Origin of the sequence: Pseudomonas sp. LRP2-20 (assembly GCF_024349685.1) — a bacterium.
Classification (GTDB): Bacteria; Pseudomonadota; Gammaproteobacteria; order Pseudomonadales; family Pseudomonadaceae; genus Aquipseudomonas.
In genome coordinates this window covers 4,348,378-4,369,793 of record NZ_AP025944.1, presented here as the reverse complement: position 1 = coordinate 4,369,793, position 21,416 = coordinate 4,348,378, and the positions used below count along the sequence as shown (strand labels likewise).

Annotated in this window: 13 protein-coding genes and 1 pseudogene; 5 read left to right on the top strand and 9 right to left on the bottom strand. The window is 62.9% G+C overall.

Annotation, left to right across the window (positions count from 1 at the left end; translation table 11 throughout):
- Nucleotides 1-119 precede the first annotated feature (119 nt).
- The 3 genes from OCX61_RS19525 to OCX61_RS19515 are packed head-to-tail and all read right to left on the bottom strand — an operon-like array spanning nt 120 to nt 5,589.
- Nucleotides 120-713, bottom strand: coding sequence for a glutathione S-transferase (locus tag OCX61_RS19525; RefSeq protein ID WP_261940989.1), 594 nt, complete (start codon nt 711-713; stop codon nt 120-122).
- The gene (locus OCX61_RS19520; protein WP_261940988.1) at nt 710-4,354 is read right to left on the bottom strand and encodes an AAA family ATPase; all 3,645 of its coding nucleotides are present in this window, start codon (nt 4,352-4,354) and stop codon (nt 710-712) included. Before OCX61_RS19520 ends, OCX61_RS19525 begins: the two co-directional genes overlap by 4 nt.
- A complete protein-coding gene (locus OCX61_RS19515) occupies nt 4,351-5,589 on the bottom strand; it encodes an exonuclease SbcCD subunit D C-terminal domain-containing protein (protein WP_261940987.1) in 1,239 nt (412 codons plus the stop codon). Before OCX61_RS19515 ends, OCX61_RS19520 begins: the two co-directional genes overlap by 4 nt.
- Before the next feature lie 267 nt (nt 5,590-5,856).
- Here OCX61_RS19515 and OCX61_RS19510 point away from each other — a divergent pair, with 267 nt between their 5' ends.
- The 4 genes and pseudogenes from OCX61_RS19510 (at nt 5,857) to OCX61_RS19495 (ending at nt 12,476) form a co-directional block, all read left to right on the top strand.
- Nucleotides 5,857-6,288, top strand: a complete 432-nt coding sequence (locus tag OCX61_RS19510) for a DUF2628 domain-containing protein (protein WP_261940986.1) — start codon at nt 5,857-5,859, stop codon at nt 6,286-6,288.
- A gap of 345 nt (nt 6,289-6,633) precedes the next feature.
- Nucleotides 6,634-9,517 (top strand): annotated as a pseudogene (locus tag OCX61_RS19505) (type VI secretion system Vgr family protein).
- Nucleotides 9,518-11,440 (top strand): Tle5 family T6SS lipase effector, encoded by a 1,923-nt coding sequence (locus tag OCX61_RS19500; RefSeq protein WP_261940985.1) that lies wholly within the window; start codon nt 9,518-9,520, stop codon nt 11,438-11,440.
- Between the two features lies 1 nt (nt 11,441).
- On the top strand, nt 11,442-12,476 hold the full coding sequence (locus tag OCX61_RS19495; protein WP_410011086.1) for an SEL1-like repeat protein: 1,035 nt from the start codon (nt 11,442-11,444) through the stop codon (nt 12,474-12,476).
- Between the two features lie 648 nt (nt 12,477-13,124).
- Here OCX61_RS19495 and OCX61_RS19490 read toward each other — a convergent pair.
- The 6 genes from OCX61_RS19490 to OCX61_RS19465 are packed head-to-tail and all read right to left on the bottom strand — an operon-like array spanning nt 13,125 to nt 19,929.
- Entirely contained in the window at nt 13,125-14,750 is a 1,626-nt protein-coding gene (locus OCX61_RS19490; protein WP_261940983.1) for a BatD family protein, read from the bottom strand.
- On the bottom strand, nt 14,747-16,465 hold the full coding sequence (locus OCX61_RS19485) for a tetratricopeptide repeat protein (protein WP_261940982.1): 1,719 nt from the start codon (nt 16,463-16,465) through the stop codon (nt 14,747-14,749). Before OCX61_RS19485 ends, OCX61_RS19490 begins: the two co-directional genes overlap by 4 nt.
- Complete coding sequence (locus OCX61_RS19480) at nt 16,462-17,538, bottom strand: vWA domain-containing protein (RefSeq protein WP_261940981.1); 1,077 nt, start codon at nt 17,536-17,538, stop codon at nt 16,462-16,464. The genes OCX61_RS19485 and OCX61_RS19480 overlap by 4 nt, the downstream gene beginning before the upstream one ends.
- The gene (locus OCX61_RS19475) at nt 17,531-18,025 is read right to left on the bottom strand and encodes a DUF4381 domain-containing protein (RefSeq protein WP_261940980.1); all 495 of its coding nucleotides are present in this window, start codon (nt 18,023-18,025) and stop codon (nt 17,531-17,533) included. The genes OCX61_RS19480 and OCX61_RS19475 overlap by 8 nt, the downstream gene beginning before the upstream one ends.
- On the bottom strand, nt 18,022-18,966 hold the full coding sequence (locus OCX61_RS19470) for a DUF58 domain-containing protein (RefSeq protein ID WP_261940979.1): 945 nt from the start codon (nt 18,964-18,966) through the stop codon (nt 18,022-18,024). The genes OCX61_RS19475 and OCX61_RS19470 overlap by 4 nt, the downstream gene beginning before the upstream one ends.
- A gap of 3 nt (nt 18,967-18,969) precedes the next feature.
- Nucleotides 18,970-19,929, bottom strand: a complete 960-nt coding sequence (locus tag OCX61_RS19465) for an AAA family ATPase (RefSeq protein ID WP_027919334.1) — start codon at nt 19,927-19,929, stop codon at nt 18,970-18,972.
- Nucleotides 19,930-20,131: 202 nt separating this feature from the next.
- Between OCX61_RS19465 and OCX61_RS19460 the strand changes: the two genes are divergently transcribed.
- Nucleotides 20,132-21,394 (top strand): T6SS phospholipase effector Tle1-like catalytic domain-containing protein, encoded by a 1,263-nt coding sequence (locus OCX61_RS19460; RefSeq protein WP_261944340.1) that lies wholly within the window; start codon nt 20,132-20,134, stop codon nt 21,392-21,394.
- Nucleotides 21,395-21,416: the final 22 nt, after the last annotated feature.

Below are 21,416 nucleotides of genomic sequence, written 5' to 3'. Positions count from 1 at the left end.
ACTCGGACCTTGTGGGAGCGGGCTTGCCCGCGAATCAGGCACCGCGGTGCTTGGCACCGGCATAGCCGGTGTTCGCGGGCAAGCCCGCTCCCACAGGGACTGAGTTGCAATCGAAGGTGCTAGCGAGCCATTACGGACTTGAACAGCTCCGACGCCAACCATCCCTCCAGCCAGCTCCGCACCTGCGGATAAGCCGCCTCGGCGAACCACTGCGGTTCGACCCCGGCAAACTGGCGCATCAAGGGCAACAGGGCGGCATCGGCCAGGCTCGGGTGAGCGGCCAGCAGGTAGGGCCGGCCTTCGAGCAACTGCTCTAGCTCTGCCAGCCAGGCTTCGGCCTGTTGGCGATAGTGCTCGCGTGAGTGCTCGGGGTAGCGCTCGGCGTACTTGTACAGGTTCACCTGCGCCTTGAAGGTGCTGTCGTTGCGGGCAATCAGCGCCTCGGCGTGTTGCGCGGCAGCGGGGTCGGCCTGCAGGCGCCAGTCCTCTGGATCATGCTGCTGCAGCGCCCAGCGCATGATGTCCAGGCTCTCTTCCAGTACACCGGCACCGGTATCGAGCACCGGCACCGTACCCTTGGGCGACAAGGCCAGCAGCGCTGCCGGCTTGTTCTTCATCGCCACCTCGACGACCTCCACCGCACAGCCGGCATAGCGCAGCGCCAGGCGCGCACGCATCGCCCACGGGCAGCGGCGGAACGAGTAGAGGATCACCCGCACACCTCCACGTCGCTCAGGCCATTGCCCTGGCGGCGCACCTGGATCTGCACCGGAATGCGCTCGTGCATTTCCTGCACGTGAGAGATCACCGCGACCTTGCGGCCCTGGGCCTGCAGGCCGTCGAGGGCATCCATGGCCAGTTGCAGCGACTCCGGGTCGAGGCTGCCGAAACCTTCGTCGATGAACAGCGATTCGATGCGCAGGGTGCTCGAGGCCATCGACGCCAGGCCCAGGGCCAGGGCCAGCGAGACCAGGAAGGTTTCCCCGCCGGACAGCGAGTGCACCGAGCGCAGCTCGTCGCCCATTTCGGTGTCCAGCACCAGCAGGCCCAGGGCGCTGCCGCCGCGCTTGAGGCGGTAGCGGCGCGCCAGCTGGCGCAGCTGGGCGTTGGCGTGGTGCAGCAGCAGGTCGAGGTTGTAGCCTTGGGCTATCTTGCGGAACACGTCGCCCGAGGCCGAGCCGATCAGCGCGTTCAGCCGCGCCCACCGCTGCCATTGCTGGTAGGCCTGCTCGATTTCCCCGGCCAGGGCCTGGCTGGCCTGCTGGCGGCGTTGGTCGTCGGCCTGCTGCGCGCGCAGTTCGGCGCATTGCTGCTCGTGGCCGGCCAGCCGCTCGCGCAGCTCGCCCAGTGCCTGCTCAAGGTCTTCGAGCGAAGCGTCCACGCTCATCTGCGCGGCATGTTGCTGCAGGCGTTGTTCACGTTCCTGGAGCAGCACGCGGTTCTGTTCGATGGCCTTCTCGGCACGTTGCAGGCGCTGGCGCAGCTCGCCCAACTGGGCATCGTCGATGGCCAACAGGCGATCCAGCCCGGCGTCGTCCAGCTCCGGATGCTCGGCGCGCCATTGGGCGATGTCGCCTTGCAGCTGCTGGCATTCCTGCGCCAGTGCCTGCTGCTGCTGGGTATTGGCCTTGAGTTCGCTGGCCAGTTGCACGGCCTGGGTGCGCAAGTCCTGCAGCTGCTGGGCGGTGTCTGCCTCGACGGCGCGGGCCTGCTCCAGCTGGCTGTCCATGTGCTGCTGCCAGGCTTCGGCACTGGCCTGCTCGCCAAGCAGCTCGGCCAGCGCGGCCTGGGCCTGCTGGCGCTGTGTGTCGAGTGCGGCGAGCTGCTGCTGCGCCTGCGTCAAGGCCTGTACGCGCGCTTGTTGCTGGTCGCGCAGCTTGTCCAGTTGAAGCTGACGCGTCTGTTGTTCTTCCTGCTCGTCCTTGCGTTGCTCCAGTTGCTGCAGGCGCTGGGCGATCTGCTGATCCAGGGCCAGGAAGGCATTGGCCGGGTCATCGCTCAGGGCTTTGAGGACATCGCCCGGAAGCACATTGGCCAGGTCATTGAGCCCTTGCTCCAGCTGTTGTTCATCGCTGGCCAGTGCCTGGTGCTGCTGGTCGAGATGGCGCTGGGCCTGCTGCTGGGCTTGCTGCGCGGCCTGCAGTTGCTGGTTCAGGCGCGCAGCATCCTTTTGCAGGGCGAGCAGGGCGCTCTGGCGTTTCTCGTCCTTGGCGATTTCTTCGTCCAGGCGCCGCAGCTGGCTGTCGAGCCAGGCGCTCCGAGCCTTGTCGTCCTGCGGGGCGAGGGCAGGCCAGAGGCTGTGCGCCTGCACCTGGGCCACCAGCGCCTGCAACTGTTCGCCAAGCTGCTGCTGTTGCTGCTGGTAATCCTTGAGCTGGGCGTTGACCACGCCAAGCTGGGTGCGCAGTTCGACCAGCTTGCCGTTGAGGGTTTCGACCTGTTTCTGCGCCGCGTCCTCTTCGGCCTGGTCATGGCGACCGAGGCTCTGCAGCAGTGCTTCGGGTTGGTGGAACGGGTGCTCGGCGCTGCCGCATACCGGGCAGGGCTCACCGTCGCGCAACTGGCCGCGCAGTTCTTCGACGCTGGTATTGCGCGCCAGGCGTTGGCGCTGCAGCAACTGGCGGGTGAGGTTGAGCGCCTGTTCGGCGGCTTCCAGTTCGGCCTTGGCTGCGGTGCCTTCGCCGATCAGCTGCTGGCGCTGCTGCATGGCCTGTTGCTGGCGCTCGCGCAGGGCGTCGAGCTGCTGGCGCAGTTCCAGTTCACGGCCGTGCAGGCGTGACAGTTCCTCGACGGCGCGTTGCTGCTTGCGGTTGTCCTGCAGCATGTTGCCGAGCAGGTCGATCTGTTCGGCCAGGGCTTGGGGCTCGGCCTTGGCTTCGCGGAACAACAGCTCGAAGTGGTCACGCTGGGCCTGCAATTGGGCATTGGCCTGGCTGGCCTGGGCCTGCAGGCCGGGCAACTCCTCGCGGCCCTTGGCCAGGCGGCCGCCGATCAGCATCACTTGCTTGAGCTGCGGCAGGTAGGCTTGCCAGGCATTGGCCAGGCCGGCCAGGTGCTGGCTGTCGGCCAGGGCCGTATCGATCTGGGCCAGTTGCTGCTGGCTGCGCTGCTGGTTTTCTTCCGTCTGCTGCAGCTGCTGCTGGCCCTCGGCGACAAGCTGTTCGGCTTGCTGACAGACCGCGAGTTGCTCGACCTTTTGCTGGTCGAGGCGCACCAGGTTGTCCTGGCCGGCGAACGCCTGGCGCAGGCGCGGGGCATTCTCGCTGTGCAGGGTCTGGCTCTGCGCCAGGGCCTCGCGAGCTGCCACCAGCGCCTGTTCCAGCGCTGCGGTGCGCGTTTGCAATTCGGTTTGCTGGCGCTGTTGCTCGGCGATCTGTGCAGTGACCGGTGCCAGTTGCGCGCCGAGCATCTGCTGGCGGTGGAACTGGTGGCGCTGCGGTGCCAGGCGCTCCAGGCGTTGCAGGTCGAGGCGCTGCTCGGCCAGTTGCTGCCAGTCCTGTTCGGCAGCTTGCAGGGTGGCGCCGGCTTCGGCGTGCTGGGCCTGCAGCTGGTGGTGTTCCTTGAGCCAGCTGCTTTGCTGCTCCAGCTGACGCTCGCCAGCCTGGTCGGCCTTGAACTGCTGCAACGCCTGTTCCAGGCGCTGGTCGAGTTCGGCGCGGGCGTCGGCGGCCATCGGCAGCAAGTGGCTGGCGCGGTCCTTGAGGGCGTTGTGCGCTTCGGCGGTTTCCCGCGCCTTGCTGAAGGCGCGCTGGCCGAGGCGGGTGTAGATGGCGGTGTTGGTGAGCTTTTCCAGCAGTTCGCTGCGCTCTTTGTCATCGGCCTTGAGGAAGGCGCCGAACTCGCTTTGCGCCAGCATCACCGCGCGGGTGAACTGCTCGAAATTCAGGCCCAGGCGGGCTTCGATCAGTTGCTTGTATTCGTTCTTGCCACTGCCCAGCACCTGTTCGCTGTCCAGGTCGTACAGGCTCTGGCGGCTGAGCTGCAGCTTGCCATTGGCCTTGTCGCGGGCGCGGTTGGCTTCCCAGCGGGCACGGTAGCGGTGGCCGTCGATACCGATGAAGTCGACTTCGGCAAAGCCGCTGCCGGTGCCACGGCGCAGCAGGTTGCGCGGGTCCGACGTGGGGATCTCGCCGTCGGCGTCCGGCACCTTGGCTTCGCGGCCGATGTCGTTCAGGCGCGGCACGGTGCCGAACAGGGCCAGGCACAGGGCATCGAGCAAGGTGCTCTTGCCGGCACCGGTCGGCCCGGTGATGGCGAACAGGCCGGCGCTGGCCAGGGGCTCGGCGGTGAAGTCGATGTCGACCGGGCCGGCCAGGGATGCCAGGTTCTTCAGGCGGATGGCGAGAATCTTCATGGCTGTTCCTCTTCCAGCTGGACGTCCTGCAGCAGCAGGGCGAAGTCGGCCAGGGACTGCTCGTCGACGGGGTTGCCGTAGGCCTGTTCCCAGGCGCGGCTGAACAGGTCCTGCGGGGTCATCTGCGCCAGCTCGACGAATTCCAGGTCATCGTCTTCGCCACGGCCGTTGCCTGCGTATTCGGTACTGATACGGATCAGCCGCACCGCCTTGCCGTGCAGGGCGCCTTCGATCTGCTGGCGCAGGTCGGGTTGCGGTTCGTCCAGGCGTACCCGCACCTCCAGCCAGGGCTGGCGGTTGGGGTCGTCGAGCAGGTCGATCACCGGCAGCTCGGCCAGTTGCTCGAGCAGTTCACCCAGTGGCGCCGGGCCGACCCGCTGCAGGGCCACCGCACGCGGTACCGGGCGCGGTTCGACGCTGACCAGCTGGCTGCCCTCGAGCTCGACTTCCAGCACCTGGTGCGGGTAGTTGATTTCGGCGAACGACAGCGGGATCGGCGAGCCGCTGTAACGGATGCGGTTTTCGCGGTTGACCTTCTGCGGCTTGTGCAGGTGGCCGAGCGCCACGTAGCTGATCGACTTGTCGAACAGCTTGGCCGGCAAGGCCTCGGCATTGCCGATGATCAGGCTGCGCTCGGAGTCTTCGGACACCGCGCCACCGGCCATGTGCGCATGGCTGATGGCGATCAGCGCCTGGTCCTTCTTGCGCTTCTTCTGCGCCGCGCCAATCAGCTGCTGATGCACCTGGGTGATGCCTTGCAGGTAGTCGTCGCCCAGCTGCGGGCCGGTGACTTCGGCCGGGCGCAGGAAGGGCAGGGCCAGGCACCAGGCGGCGACCTTGCCGCGGCCATTGGTCAGCGGGATCAGCAGGCGTTCGACATCCAGCTGGCCTTCGTCGAGCCAGTGCACACGGCCCAGCGCGTGGGTGCGCAGGCGGCGCATGAGCGCGGCCGGCAGCTCGATGCGCGAGCCGGAGTCGTGGTTGCCGGCGATCATCACGATGTCCAGCTTCGGCTGCTGCTCATGGGCCTGGACGATGAAGTCGTAGAGCCGCTCCTGGGCTTTGACCGGCGGGTTGACGGTGTCGAAGATGTCGCCGGCGATCAGCAGCGCGTCCGGCTGGCGCAGGCGCAGCTGGCCGAGCAGCCAGTCGAGGAAGCAGGCGTGTTCGAAGTCGCGTTCCTGGCCGTGCAGGCTTTGGCCCAGGTGCCAGTCGGAGGTGTGAAACAGACGCATGGATGACCTGTTGGTGTCGAGTCAGCAAGCCGGGGCTTGGCGTGAATGATGGGCTTTGCGGAGCCAGGTATGGTAACCCAAGCCCGGGCGACACGGCAGTCACGCCTTTTATGACTGCGCTGGGCCAAGCGTTTTGCCCAATCCGTGACAGGGTTCGCGCTCTACCGGCATTTCTGAAGTTGCTGGCAAGCCAATGCTGACCTACCCTCCGAACCGGCCAAGTTCATGGCCATTTAACACCCACGGACGATCATCACGGAGCTCCCCATGGAAGGTATCCCGCAATCCCAATCTACCTCTGGCAATCTCAAGCCTAAATGGCAAGAGCGTTTCGCCTTCTTCGATCAGTACGGCGCCCCGACTTCCGAGCCTTACAAAGCCGCTTTCCGCGCCTTGCCATTTCGCAAGAAGCTGCTGATCAACAATAACTTCATTGGCTTCTTCTTCGGCCCGATCTACTGGTTCGTGCTGGGATTGTGGAAGAAGAACCTGGTCATGCTGGCTATCATGATCGCCCTTGGTTTGCTGCTGGGCGTCGTCGAGGCGGTGACTGGGAGTGAGATCCCGCGGCCGGTGGATAACGGGCTCAGCATGGCGTTTGCATTTCTTTATAGTTTCCTGAGCAATCGGGCTTACTACATGAAGCAAACCAAAGGGCTGAATGGCTGGAACCCGTTTGAGGGACAACGGGTTATCTGAGTTTCTGCTTGCGGCTGGGGCCCTAGGTGTATGACTGAAGATCCGAAGGCATACACCTCTCAGCCACACCCTTCACTTCGTGCAGGACGCGAACGGCCTTGGGCATATTGTGGTTCGCGTCCTACAAACTATGCCTTCGCATTGAACATTTCGTTTGTTGACGGTCTATGACCGAAGGCCTAGCTTCCGGTTTTCGAACCTCAAAGACGCGCAAGCAACAACGCTCAAGGATCTGACTGAGCGAGCCAGTGGCCCAGAGCCTTGGGCGCGTTGGTCGGGCACTTGGTACTGGCGCGGCGTTAAGTTGCCTCTGATGTGTATCGTCAGTAAATGGAGAACTTTTCAATGGACCTGACCTTCGGCACCCCGCTTTCGCAAAGCGGCCGCCTGCTGCAGCTGACCACCCCGTTGGGTGCCGATCAGCTGCAGGCCCTGCGCGCCCACGGCGTCGAGCGCATCGGCCGCACCCCGCGCTACACCCTCGACGTGCTGGTGCAGGACACCGAGTACGACCCGGAAAAACTCATCGGCCAACCCGTCAGCCTCGCCCTGCTCTGCGACGACGGCAGCCAGGCCCCGCGCCATGGCTTGGTCGAGAGCGTGCGCTACCTCGGCAGCGACGGCGGTCTGCACGACTGGCAACTGGTGTTCGCGCCTTGGTTCAGCCTGCTCGAATACCGCAGCGACTGCCGCATCTGGCAGGACAAGGCCCTGCCCGCCATCCTCGAAGCGGTGTTCGCCCAGTATGAACAAGCCAAAGGCAACTACCGCCTCGACCTGCGCCGCGAATACGCGCCGCTGTCCTACGTCACCCAGTTCAACGAGACCGACGCCAACTTCGTGCAGCGCTGGTGCGAGCTCGAAGGCATCTTCTGGTACGTCGAGCACGAGGCCGACAGCCACTGCATCGTCTTCACCGACAGCAACGACACCTTGCCCGCCCTCGCCCCGCAGCAACTGCCGTTCCACACCCAGAGCGTGACCCAGAAGCAGGACGGCATCACCCAGTGGAGCACCGGCTCGCAACTGCTCAGCGGCAAGCTCAACTGGCGCAGCGTCGATTACCTGGCCCACAGCCAGCCGCGGGAAAGTGTGATGCCGGCCTTGCAGGCCGCCTCCGCCCCGGCGGCCCTTGAGCGTTACGAATACCAGGGCCAGTACAACTGGCAGAAACAGGAGCGCGGCGACTGGCTCAGCCGCGTGCAGAGAACAGCACGAGTCCCAGGCCCGCCGCGTGCACGGCCAAGGCGGCGTGCGCAAGTTGCAGGCCGGCCGCTGGTTCGAACTGACCCAGCACCCGCTGTACGAGCGCAAGGCCGCCGAGGCCCGGCAGTTCCTGCTGATCGAAGTGCAGTTCTTTGCCGAAAGTAACCTGCCCATGGCCCAGCAGCGCCGCGAAGCCCCCGGCAGCCTGGCACCCTTGTTCAAATCGGTACGCCCGGCACCGGACGATTCACTGCTCGGCTCGAAGCTCAGCGAAGCCTCCTACGGCTTCTTCTTCAGCACCTTCGAAGGCCAGCTGCACAACGCGCCCTACCGCAGCCCGTTCGAGCACGCCAAGCCCACCAGCCCTGGCCCGCAGACCGCCGTGGTGGTCACCCCCAGCGGCCATGAGCTGTTCACCGACAGCCTCAACCGCGTCTGTGTGCGTTTCCACTGGGACCGCCTCAGCCAGGACGGCGAGCTTTCCTCTTGCTGGCTACGCATGCTGCAACCGAGCAGCGGCCCGGACTGGGGCAGCGTGCACGTGCCACGGGCCGGTGAAGAAGTGGTGGTCACCTTCCTCGACAACGACATCGACCGCCCGCTGATCATGGGCCAGGTATACGGCGGCCACAAACCGGCCTGGCACTCCAGCGGTTTGATGAGCGGCTACAAGAGCAAGGAAATCGGCGGCGGTGGCTTCAACCAGTGGGTGATGGACGATTCCACCGGCCAGGTACGCACCCAGTTGCACAGCAGCCACGGCCACACCCAGCTCAACCTTGGCTACCTGATCGACCAGCGCGGCAACAACCGCGGCGCCCTGCGCGGCACTGGCTTCGAACTGCGCACCGACGCCTACGGCGCCCTGCGCGCCCAGCAGGGCCTGTACCTGAGCACCTGGAAGCGCAGCAACGCCCAGGGCGCCCAGCTCGACATCAGCGAAGCCCAGCAACAGCTGCAGAACAGCGAACAGCGCCTCAAGACCCTTTCCGACACGGCCAAACAGCACAACGCCGACGCCCTGCAAGCCGGCCTCGACAGCCTGACCCAGCTCAACGCCGATACCGACGTCACCTACGGCAGCGACAACAGCAGCCCCAGTCAGGGCCCGAGCGAGCAGCAACGCAACGGCGGCGACACCGCCTGGGCGATCCGCAGCGGCGGCCGCGGCAAGACGCCGGGGTACCAGAAGCCACTGCTGATCGCTTCCTCCCCGGCCGACATCGCCACCGCCACGCCGCAGAACACCCACCTGCACAGCGGCAAGCACCTGACCGTGAGCACGGGTGAGGATGTCAGTATCGCCAGCGGCAAGTCGCTGCTGGCCAGCGTGGTGCAAAGCATCAGCCTGTTTGCGCAGAACGCCGGGGCGAAGCTGTTTGCCGCCAAGGGCAAGGTGGAATTGCAGGCGCAGAGCGATGCTATGGAGCTGATTGCCAAACAAGGCATAAAGATCACTTCCACCGCCGCCGGCATCGAAGTCGCCGCGCAGGAAGGCATCTTGCTCACCAGCGGTGGCGGCTACATCCGCATCAAGGACGGCAACATCGAGATTCATGCGCCAGGGACGATTGATATCAAAGGGGCGAAGAAGATGTTCAGCGGGCCGGCACAGCTCAACCGGGAGAGCCCGGCCTGGCCTGAATCGTCTGTGACCCAGAGCCTGTCGTTCTTTGCCGGGAATACAAATGCGGGCAGCTCTGGCGCTTGGGCTGGCATGCCTTACAAACTTTATGCTGGCGGCTCAATGATCGGGCAGGGGGTGATGGACAAGTCCGGAATGATAGCTGTCGACCACCACCCGACGACATCTGACTATACCGTAGAACTTGCAAATGGGATTCGCTATGACATACCTGTAGGCGGCCAGTACAAGGGAGAAAACAAAAATGCCGAACTGGCTAATAGCGGCTTTCACCGCCACGAAAGCAAAACCCATCCGGATGTCAACCAGCCCGGCACGCGTAGCTTTTTCAGAGACAGCTATGCATCGCTTAACAACCCAAATTCAGAGGAGAATTAAATGACGACCTCCAGTTCAATTACTTCTCCGATCGCTACGGGTAAAACAACGTCAGCCACGTTAAATCTTCCGTGGTTTTTACAAAAAACTGAGTATCACCCGGTCCCGGCAACGTTTGAGCCCTTGGTGAATGGCGAACGTGCGTTTGGTGCGCTGTATGATGCGATCATGGCTGCTACAACAAGCATTGATTATATCTGCTGGGGCTTTCAGCCCTCGATGCATTTCAAGCGCAATGGCAATACGGGCGATTTGTGTATAGGGGATTTGCTGGTAAAAAAAGGGGCTGAGGGCGTAAAGGTCAGGATTCTTTGCTGGTATCTACCGCCAGCACAATTCATGGAAAATCCAACGCCCGGCAACAATGCAATAAGTTATTTTTCTGCAGGGAAGCAAAATCGTAATGACGCGCAAGAAGAGTATGATTTGAAATGGTATGAGCAAGCCCGGCTCACTGGCGTAGCTGATCGAAACTCTATACTGAATGATTCACCCTACTACCTGAAGAATGTAGAGTTTGCGACGCGGGGCTTTGGGGCCATAGAGCGCGTGGAGATTGTTTGGCAGCTTCTCGTGAACGGTGCGGATAAGAACGGTTCAAAACTTAATAAACTCTTGAGCACTGGGGCGATGTCGGCTGCTCCTACCCATCATCAAAAAATGGTGCTCATTGACTATGAAAAGCCTGATAAAGCTATAGGCTTTGTCATGGGGCACAACACGTTAGACGCATACTGGGATAAGGACGATCACAGCTATGAGAGGATGCACGCTCGTTTTGGTAGAAATGGTGCAACGCCGCGGCAGGACATCTCCAGCAAAGTAACAGGGCCGATCCTTGAGCACCTCAATCACAACTTCTGTCAGGCGTGGAAGCGTGAAACCGGCGTTGATCTGCTGTCGAAACGTAAAAATAGTGCAGCGAATTTAAAGGTTCGACCCGATGCAGGCACACCTGTCATGGCGCAATTGCTTCGTACGCAGCAGCAGGAAGGGGTGCATGATATCAAGGCGCTTTATCTGAAGGCGACCAATAACGTCACAAATTATATATACATGGAGAATCAGTATTTCAGATGGGAGCCTGTTGCAACCGCAATAAAAAAAGCGGCGCAAAAGCAGCTGGAGTGGGGCAGGAACCATGCGAAACATGGAGCCATTTACCTGTTTGTCGTGACTAACTCAAGCGACGAAGGAATGGGTGACGGCTCAATGAACACTCACAGGATGTTGCGCAGCCTGGGGCGGGAAGATGTCATGCCTACCGTTTCGAAGCTTGAGCGTAATGAAAAGCTGGATGAACAACTTAGGCTTGCACGCTCAGAAACGATAAGCGCCAGGCAATCCTTGATGTCACTGAACTATGTTGCACAACCCCTGGTAGATTCCACGCTCTTGCAAAAGATGAAAAATGAGCGTGAAGCCAAAGTCGCAGCGGCAGAAGCCAGGCAGAAGGAGCTTGAGGCGTCGATTGCGACCAAGAAAGATGCAGCCATTGTTCCAGTAGAGATCCCAGGGCTCAAAGTGCACATCTGCACATTGGTCGCTCCTGATTCACCGCCAGATAACTGGATGCCCGTTTATATTCATAGCAAGCTAGCGATAATCGATGATGTATTCACGACGTTAGGCTCCGCCAATATAAACATACGCAGCATGGAGGTCGACAGCGAGCTCAATATATGTCATGAGAGTCCTGCGTTGTCAAAACCTCTTCGCCAGCACCTTTGGGATATACATACGAAGGGGATGGGTGCGCAAGACGATGCAGCGCAAGCATTTCTAAAGTGGAATGACATTATTTTGGAAAATAATCAACGTCAAGAACACAATAAAATTTCATCATTGGATCAGAAAAAAGCTCCTTATGCTTCGCTGATAGAATTCTTTCGCGGCAGCCCAGCACGTAAAAATTTGGATTAAAATGTATAAGTATATATATATCGCGTGTGTTGTTTTTGTTGGCTTAACTATAGCATTTGAGGAGCACCTAATGCCAATGCGGTCTGAAACGTCCGATACGTCCGAAATGTATAAAGATCTCACGTTTGAATGCCGTCGTGAGGCTGATGTGCTTCCGCCATTGGATCCAAGCGTAGATTCGCTTTATAAGTACGGGCTTTTTCTAGAGCAACAGGAGGGGCCCAAGGATTTCAATGAAATTGCAAAATACTATCGTATTGCAGCATCTCATGGTCACTACAAAGCTTCTACCAATTTGCAAGCACTCATCTCTCAGGGGCTGGCTAATTCTCCCGACCCACAAAAGGAAACAATTGAACTTGTTGAAAGCGCTATAGCTCAAGGCATACCTGGCGCCTATTATGATATGGCACATTACCTTGAGTTAGGTTTTGGCGTTGAGCAGGATCGCGATAAAGCAAACGTTTATTTCCGTAAGGCGGCAGACTTGGGAAGCCCTGATGCGCAGTTCTATGTTGCAAGTCTGTTGGGTCGTGTTATAGGAACACATAGCGTAGTGACGGAGATGCGTCGTTGCGCGGCTTTCCAGGGGCACAGGCGAGCTGCGGAGAATTTGGCGGTTTCTCTACGCGTGAGTGCCAATTATAACGAAGCGGTGCAGGTTTATCAGCAAGGCGTAAAATCGGGAGATGCTGCATCAGCCAGAAAACTTGGAGAAGCTTTTGATGGTCCGCCAGAAGACAGTCTTTATTATATTGCATTGAAGGTCGATAAGGAACGCTCTGTAAGATACAAGAAAATAAGTGATTTTTTAGAGGAAAATGAGCAGCTTGGAGCAAAGCTGCCCGATATAGATGATATCGTACCTCTTCCGCCAGCCCAGCTCCCCAGTTGGGATGGTTCGTTTCAATGGCAGAAGGAGCGAGCGACGAAAAAAAACCTAGTGAAGCCTAATCAGGACTTGGTTGAGCGTTTAAGTGCAGAGAAACATCTTGATCCAGAAACTGGTCTTCCGCAGAAAACCCGAGCAATGTAAATCGGGTTGACGGAAACAACATGGATTAAAGGGGCGGATAGAAAATGCCAGACATTCTACTCTATATATTAATAGCCGTGATTTTGGCGATCCCGCTTTCCGGGGCCTGTTACGCTCCTTTCAAGGCGATCGTATTCTTGCTCAGCGGGAAACGACCTTTGGATTGTATTCCTAAGTATCAATTTCTTATTTCATTTGTCCTGTCGCTTCCTGGGGCTTATTACTCTATGGTCTTCTTTGCTGTCGGTAGGGGTAAATATGAATCCTGTTTGTATCTGTCTGTCTATTTGTTTGTGCAAGCCTGTCTGATGCTTATATTTACATTTAAAGCAAAAGCATCGCCCCCGCAGTAATGCACTTTTTTATCACTCGAAATCATGCTCTGCATCAGAGTGGTCGCGCGCAAGTGCCGAAGGACGCATTGACCAAAATCATGATTGCGTCCGGGCTGACAGGTGCCTGGCCGAAGAAATTCAGCGCCTGTGAGATCGAGCGCTCCCCGCGCGGCGCATCGCGAGCAGGTTCGCTCACATTTGTTTCTCAACCGTTTCGTTTAGGAGCGAGCGCAGCTCGCGATGCGCCGCGCGGGCGGCGCTCGGTCTCAAGGGCGCTGAAAATTCAAAGGCATGCACCTCTGCGCCACACCCCTCACTTCGGATAAAGCGGCGGTAAACTCCCACTCTCCCCAGTCGGCAACAACACCTGCTCCGCCGGCGGAATCGTCCCAATGGCCCGCCACAGATCCTCACCCTGCCAATACTGCCCGCTCTCGCTGTACAACGCCCCGTTCAACCCATCCAGCGCATCCGACAACGGCACGAAGCGCGCCGCCATCTCGGCCAGGGTCTCCGGCTGCTGCCGCGCCCAGGCATCGAGCGCCTGGCGTGTAGCTTGCGGGTCGTTGGCCAGGCACGCGCGCTTGAGGTCGTCCAGCAAGGTGCGTGGGCTCGGGCCGTTCTGCGCAGCACGCAATACCGCCGGTTGCGAGCGGGCGCGCCACCACAGGGCGAAGCCGAGCACCGTGGTCAGGGCGAACAGCAGGGTGGCGAGCTGCCAGGGCCAGAGCAGGTGATTGGCACCGCTGCTGTCGCCAACCGGCGTGTCGGCGCTCAGTGCCGGGTTGTCCTGCACGTCCAGTGTGCGCGCCGGCAGGCTGCTGTGCTCCAGGTGGTCTTCGCGGGTGTTCCACCAGGTGACTTCCACTGCCGGCAGGGCCAGCTTGCCGCTGTGGGTCGGCACCAGCGCTTCGCGCTCCTCGCGGTTGGCAGTCATGCCGCGCTCGCTGATCTCGTTGCGCAGCACCGGCTGGTCCGGGTAGCGGCGCAGGCCGACGATTTCGGTGGCAGGCAACTGCGGCAGCTGGGTGCTCGACAGGCCCTCGGCGCGCAGGGTGATACTGCGCGTCAGCGAGTCGCCAATCTGTGGCTGCTGGCTGGTCGGGTCGGGATTCCAGTGCTCTTCCAGGGTCAGCTCACGTGCCGGCAGCCAGGGCACGTTGGCAGGCCAGGCTGCGGGGATGGGGCGTACGGCCAGGCGCAGCGGCAATGAACTGACCTGCACCTGGCGGCCAACCCGGGCGGTACCGGCGGGTTGCTGGCCGTTGTCGGCGGCGGTGGCGGTAAAGGTCAGTGGTGGGATGTCCAGGTCGCCGCTCTGCTGCGGGTACACCGCGTAGCGGGTCTCGATCACCCCGTGGCGCACGCCGTTGATTTCTTTCTCGTAGGTGCGCGATTCGCCCAGCGGTTCGACCTTGGCGTTCTCCAGCTGCAGCGGGCTCAGGCTACTGTCATCGTACAGAGACACCGAATGGTAAATGCGCAGGGTCAGCACGGCCTGGGCCTGCACGTACACGTCGTTGCTGTCCAGGGTGGCCTCGACGAACACCTGCGAGGCGGCCTCCGGGCGGCTGGCGTCGGCCTGCAGCACCTGCAGGTCGATGGCCTGGCTGAACGACTGGCCCAGTTGCAGCTCGGGGATGCGCAGGCTACCGCTGCGCCGTGGCAGCAGGGTGATGATCCAGCGGGTGCTGGCGCGGGTTTCGCCGTCGAGGGTGTGCAGGCTGTTCAGCTGGCGGGTGCCGCGCACTTCGAAGTCGCTGTCCAGGGCGTGCAGGTCGGGCTTGCCGAACTGGGTCACGTCCTGGCTTTCCAGGGTCAGCTCAAGGGTTTCGCCGGCCTCCAGGCGCGTGCGGTCGACGCTCGCCTGCAGCGTGGGTAGGGCCTGGGCCATGACGGCCCACAACAGGCTGAGAACAAAGACGCCGAAGCGACTCATGGTGTTTTTTCCTGATGCAATTGCTGTTCATACCAGAATTTGCGCCGCAACAGCTCCGCCGGGTTGTCGGGGATCTCACGCAGCCATTGTTCCAGGGCCTGGCGCTGTTCGGCATCGAGGTTGGTCGATACCGGGCGCTGTGGGGGCTGGGTGATGCTGTCGTCATCGCCGCCCTGGTTGCCAGGCGCCGCCTGGCTGTTGTTGTTGCCTTCACCGGGTTGCTCGGTGCTGGCTTGCTGCTCACTGCCTGGCGTGCCTTGTACGGGGCTGGTGGCCGAGCTGCTGTTGCCTTCGGTTTCGCTGCCCGGGGTGCCTTGGGCCTCGCTGTTGGCCGGTTGTTCCTCGGCCTGGGCATCGCGTTGCTGCAGCAATTGCTGTACCAGCGCCTGGTTGGCCAGTGCCGGTTGCAGGTCGGGCTGGCGCTCCAGCGCCTGTTCGTAGGCGTCCAGGGCAGCTTCCAGTTCGCCGCTGCGGGCCAGGGCATTGCCTCGATTGTAGTGGGCCGCGGCGCTGTCGCTGTGGGCGAAGGCCTCGGCGGCACCGGCGTAGTCACCGGCCTGGTACAGCGCCATGCCGCGCCACTGTGGGTCCTGGAAGTGCCGGGCGGCATCTGCCGGGCGTTGCTTGCGCAGCAGCATCTGGCCTTGTTGATCGGGGCGTAGCCACAGGTCGTTGAACTCGAAGGCCTGGCTGGGTTGCGGCAGGGCCAGCAGCAGCGGCAGGCAGAACAGCCAGCCGCGGCGCCCGGCACAGGCGGCCAGCAGCAACAGGGGTAGCAACAGCCAGTAACCCTGGTCGGCCCAGCTGTCCAGTTGCAGGGTCTGGCCGGCATCACGCAGGTGGCGCGGGTTGTCGAACAGGCCCAGGCCGCGCAGGTCGAGGTCGTCGATGCGAGCATGGCGGTAGCGCCCGCCGGTGCCACTGATGAAGGCTTTGAGGCTGGCGCTGTCGAGCCGCGGCAGGAGGATGCCACCCTGGTCATCCTTGAGGTATTCGCCATTGGCCTGGCGTACCGGCGCGCCGTCGCTGGTGCCGATGCCGAGCATCAGCAGGCTCGGGCCCTGGCGGCCGAGGGCCTGGCTGATGCCCTGGCGTTCCGGTGCGCTCAGCGCCGAGCCGACCAGTAGCAGGCGGCCCTGGCCCAGGCCGCTCTGGGCCAGCAGGGCCAGGCCTTTCTGTACGGCCAGGTCGGCGCGCTGGCCGGGCTTGGGCATGATCGACGGGTCGATGGCCTCCAACAGGTTGCGCGTGGTACCCAGGTCGTCCGACAGCGGCACCAGGGTATGCGCACTGCCGGCATAGACGATCAGCGCGGTCTGGCTGTCGCTGCGGTGTTCGAGCAGGTCGAGGATCTTGCGCCGGGCCTGTTCCAGGCGGTTGGGGGCAACGTCGTCGGCGAGCATCTGCGGGGTCAGTTCGAGCAGGATCACCAGCGGGTCGGCCGGGCGCTGGCGGGTTTCTTCCAGGCGTTGCCAGCTCGGCCCGAGCAAGGCCAGCACCACCAGCAGCCAGGCCAGGCCCAGGGCTACCCATGGCAGCTTGCTGTTGCTACCGCTGCCGCCGCCGAGCAGCACCGGGTGGAAGGCCGGCGGCAGGATCATCTGCCAGCGCCCGGCGCGCTTGCGCCGGTGCCACAGCTTGAACAGCAGCCAGCCGAGCAGGGGCACCACCAGCAACCAGAGCGGGCGCAGCCATTGTGGCCAGAGATCGATCATCGCCGTTTCCTCAGGCGCAGGCGTTTCAGGCGCTGGCGCCATTCCGGATGAGGCTGCAGGAAGCGCGGTTTGCGCAGCACCTTGTGCAGCAGGTTGTCGGGCCATTGTGCCGCCACCACCAGCAGCACGCTGAGCAGCAGGGCCAAGGCCAGCGGCCAGGCATACAGGGCTTTGGCGGTGCGCGCCTGGGTCGGTTGCTGCGCCACCGGCTCAAGCTGGTCGAGGGTATCGCCGATGGCGTTCAGCTCGGCGCCGTCATGGGCGCGGAAGTAGGCGCCGTGGGTGATGTCGGCAATTTCCTTGAGCGACGCTTCGTCGAGGTCCAGGCTCGGGTTCAGGCCGAGCAGGCCGGGCGTGCCGCTGGCCTCGGGGTTGGCGCCGATGCCTATGGTGTAGATGCGCACGCCTTCCTGGGCTGCCAGGCGGGCGGCGGTCAGCGGGTGGATCTGCCCACCGTTGTTGGCGCCATCGGTGACCAGCACCAGCACCCGGCTTTGTGCCGGACGTTGACGCAGGCGCTTGACCGCCAGGCCGATGGCGTCGCCGATGGCAGTGTTCTTGCCGGCGATGCCGATCTGCGCCTCGTCGAGGAAGGTGCGCACGGTGCGCCGATCGAAGGTCAGCGGTGCTTGCAGGTAGGCCTGGCTGCCGAACAGGATCAGGCCGACACGGTCGCCTTGGCGGTCCTGCAGGAAGTCGCCGAGCAGGGCCTTGACCAGGTCGAGGCGGCTGATGTCTTCGTCTTTCCACTGCATGTCGGGGAAGTCCATCGAACCCGAGACATCCACCGCTACCAGCAGGTCGCGGCCGCTGGCAGCCACCGGCACGGGTTCACCGAGCCATTGCGGCCGTGCGGCGGCCAACAGCAGTAACAGCCAGATCAGTACAAACGGCGCCTGCTGGCGCAGGGTGGGCAGGTTCAGGCGGGCGCGGCGCCCGGCCAGGCCTTCCAGTTCGTCGAGAAAGCCGACCTTGAGCACCGGTTCACCACTGTCGGCGGCGGGCAGCAGCAGGCGCGCCAGCCACGGCAGCGGCAGCAGCACGAAGACCCACGGCCAGGCCAGTTCAAACATGTTTGCGAATCCAGGTTTCGACAGCCTGGCTGAGCCCGACGATGGCCTTGTCGTCGAGCTTGCACTCGGGCTTGTAAGCGCCTTCGACCAGCACCATCCAACGGGTCAGGCCGGCCGCCGGGCAGCGGTTGTCGAGAAACGCCAGCCACTGGCGACCGTTCAGGGTATGGCTGTTGGCGCCAGGGTAGTGGTTGCGGCACAGGCGCTTGAGCAGGGCGTTGATCTGCTGCAGCCAGGCGCCGGCCGGGGCGCCGTCGTAGGGGCGCGGCAGGCGGGCGAGTTCGGCCAGGGCTTCCAGGCGCACCGGGTCGAGCGGCAGCTCGGCGCGTACCACCGGGCGTTTGCCCGGGCGCCAGCGGCGCAACCGCCACAGGCCCCAGACCAGCAGCGGCAGCAGTGCCAGCAGCAACCACCAGCCCGGTGCCGGTGGCCACAGGCCGATCGCCGGCGGTGCGATTAGCGGTTGCAGCTGGTCCAGCGGAGTCATTGACTGCTCCTGGGGCGTTGGGCGTTCAGGTACTCGCGCAGTTGCTCGATCATCTCGCTCTGGGTGCTCAGCGGCATCAACAGCACGCGCAGTTTCTGTGCCATCAGCTCCCAGCGCTCGATACGCGCTTCGGCCTGTTGGCGGTAGGCCTGGCGCAGGTTGGCGTCGAGGGTATCGAGTTCCAGCTGGGCGCCGCGCTGGGCGAAACGCAGCAGGCCGGCAGCGGGCAGGGCGTGGTCGAGCGGGTCGGATACCGGCATCAGCAGCAGGTCGCAATGGCGCGAGAGCATGGCCAGGTGTTGCTCGGCCTGGGTGCTGAGCGAGCGTTCGTCGCAGATGACGATGGCCAGGCTGCCGGGGCGCAGCACTTCACGGGCGCGGCGCAGGGCCAGGCCGAGGCTGTCGGTCTGGGGCGCGGCTTCGGTGTGCAGGGCCTGGTTGACCTTGGCCAGGCGGTTGAGCAGTTGCAGCAGGCTTTGCTTGCTGCGCCGGGGTTTGATCTCGTGGTGCTCGTTGTCGCCGAACACCAGCCCACCGATGCGGTCGTTGTGGCCCAGCGCGGCCCAGCCGAACAGCGCGGCCGCTTCGGCCGCGAGCACCGACTTGAACATCAGCCCCGAGCCGAAGAACAGGCGCTGGCTCTGTTCGACGAGGATGAAGATCGGCCGTTCGCGTTCTTCGTGGAACAGCTTGGTGTGCGGCTCCTGGGTACGTGCGGTCACGCGCCAGTCGATGTTGCGCACGTCGTCACCGGCCTGGTACACGCGCACCTGGTCGAAGTCCACGCCACGCCCACGCAGCTTGGAATGGTGCAGGCCGACCAGCGGGCTGCGCTGGCCGGGGCGGGAAAACAGCTGGATCTCGCGCACGCGGTGGCGCATGTCGATCAGCTCGGCGAGGCCGATGCGGATGCCGGGTTCGGCCTGCTGCGCGGTGGGCATGGGTCAGGCGACGGCCACGACGTCGAGGATGCGCTGGACCACGCGGTCCTGGTCGATCCCCGCGGCTTCGGCTTCGAACGACAGGATGATGCGGTGGCGCAGCACATCGAACAGCACCGCCTGGATGTCTTCGGGGCTGACGAAGTCGCGCCCGGCCAGCCAGGCATGGGCGCGGGCGCAGCGGTCGAGGGCGATCGAGCCGCGCGGGCTGGCGCCATAGGCGATCCAGTCGGCCAGCTCGGCGTCGAACTTGGCCGGGGTGCGGGTAGCCATGACCAGCTGCACCAGGTATTCCTCCACGGCATCGGCCATGTACAGGCCGAGGATTTCCTTGCGCGCGGCAAAGATCGCCTGCTGGCTGACCCGGCGCTCGGGTTTCACTTCACCGCCCAGCGCTTCGCCACGGGCCTGGGCCAGGATGCGACGTTCCACGGCGGCATCGGGGAAGCCGATCTTGACGTGCATCAGGAAGCGGTCGAGCTGGGCTTCGGGCAGTGGGTAGGTGCCTTCCTGCTCGATCGGGTTCTGTGTGGCCATGACCAGGAACAGCGGCGACAGGTCATAGGTACTGCGGCCGACGCTGACCTGGCGCTCGGCCATGGCTTCGAGCAGTGCTGACTGGACCTTGGCCGGGGCGCGGTTGATTTCGTCGGCCAGCACCAGGTTGTGGAAGATCGGCCCCTGCTGGAACACGAAACTGCCGGTTTCCGGGCGATAGATCTCGGTGCCGGTGATGTCGGCCGGGAGCAGGTCGGGGGTGAACTGGATGCGATGGAACTGCGCCTCGATGCCTTCGGCCAGCTCTTTGATGGCCTTGGTCTTGGCCAGGCCCGGCGCACCTTCGACCAGCATATGGCCGTCGGCCAGCAACACGATCAACAGCCGCTCGACCAGCTTTTCCTGGCCTAGGATCTGGGAGGAAAGAAAAGTGCGTAGCGCGATCAGCGCTTCACGGTGTTCCATCGGCGGCGGTTCCTGGGTCTGGGCCAGGTCGCGGGCGACCTGGCTGGGGGGGATACTTTAATCTATCCGTGATGCCGCGTCGAAATCTGCGCTCGTGGTTTGCAGTGTTCTTCGATTTTCTACCCCACCGATCGGATGTTTGTCTGGTGCCTTCTGAACCGGAAGGAGCATGACCGTGAACAAGCATCAGCGCATTGTGCGGATGGGGCTGTTTTTCGATGGCACCAGCAACAACCAGAACAACGTGGCGCCTGTCGATGACGATGGCCGCAACTTCAATGACGACAGCTACGCCAATGCGCGGAGCAACATAGCCTTGCTGCACGCGCTCTATCCCTGTGGGGATGTCGGGCAGCAGGTGTTTTTCAAGCTTTACGTGGAGGGTATCGGCACCCGCGCCGGGGAGGCCGACACGCTGTTTGGCAAGATTACAGGAAGAGGCGCAACAGGGGTGCAGGCGCGGGTCGAGCAAACCCTGCTCAAGGTGGGTGAGTTGCTGCGCGACTACCTGGGCGACGAGCCGCAGGCCGTGCCGGAGCGGGTCGAGTTCGACCTGTTCGGTTTCAGTCGCGGGGCGGCGGCGGCCAGGCACCTGGCCAATCGGTTGGGCGCGGGCGAGCCGGGCCTGCCGGTTGAATTGCAGGGGGAACGGCAAATCAACTTCATCGGCCTGTTCGACACGGTGGCAGCCATTGTCGCTCCGCTGCAGGGTAACTTCAGCCCTGCCAACACAGACTACGGTGGCTTGCGTCTGGGCCTGGGCAGGCATGTCGCGCGGCAGGTGGTACAGCTGGTGGCAGGGCATGAACAGCGGCATAACTTTCCGCTGGTGAGCAGTGCAAACGATATCGTTGTGCCCGGCGTGCACTCGAATATCGGCGGTGGGTACCTGGAAACCATGCGTGAGCACGTCTTGCTGTGCAAGCCGCACGTATGCCGTGTTTCGCGTACGAAGCCGGTTGAACAGACAAGTGCCTGGGTGGCAGCCAATGCGCTGCTGGCATCAGCGTTCGCTGACGTGGCTGAGCCACGGCCGCAGTTGCTGACCTGGGAGGAGCCGGTAGCCGGAGGCCGGGCGAGGCGTGAAGACCTCGAAAAGCTGGTGTACGCCGCCGTGTATCGTGAGCGAGAGGTGAGCGGGCACTTGTCACGCGTGTACCTGAGCATCATGCGTGAGCTTGGCGTGCGAGGCGGAGTGCCTTTCATGCCGTTGGGCGATGATGAGGCCCACCGGTTGCCGGACGAGTTGGGGGGGATCAGCGCGAAACTGCATGACCATGTACTGGGCGCCAAGGGCGGGCCAGTGCTTTCAGCTGACGAAGAGGCGTTGCTGCAGTGGAAATATGTGCATCACTCGGCGAACTGGAACGCGCCGGGTAGTATGCGGGGCAGTCCGCTGGATGTGATTTACTTCAACCGGCCAGCGGAGGGGGGCAGGGTGGTTCATGAGAACCCGGTTGACTGAAGGGGGCTGCCTTCCTGGCGGT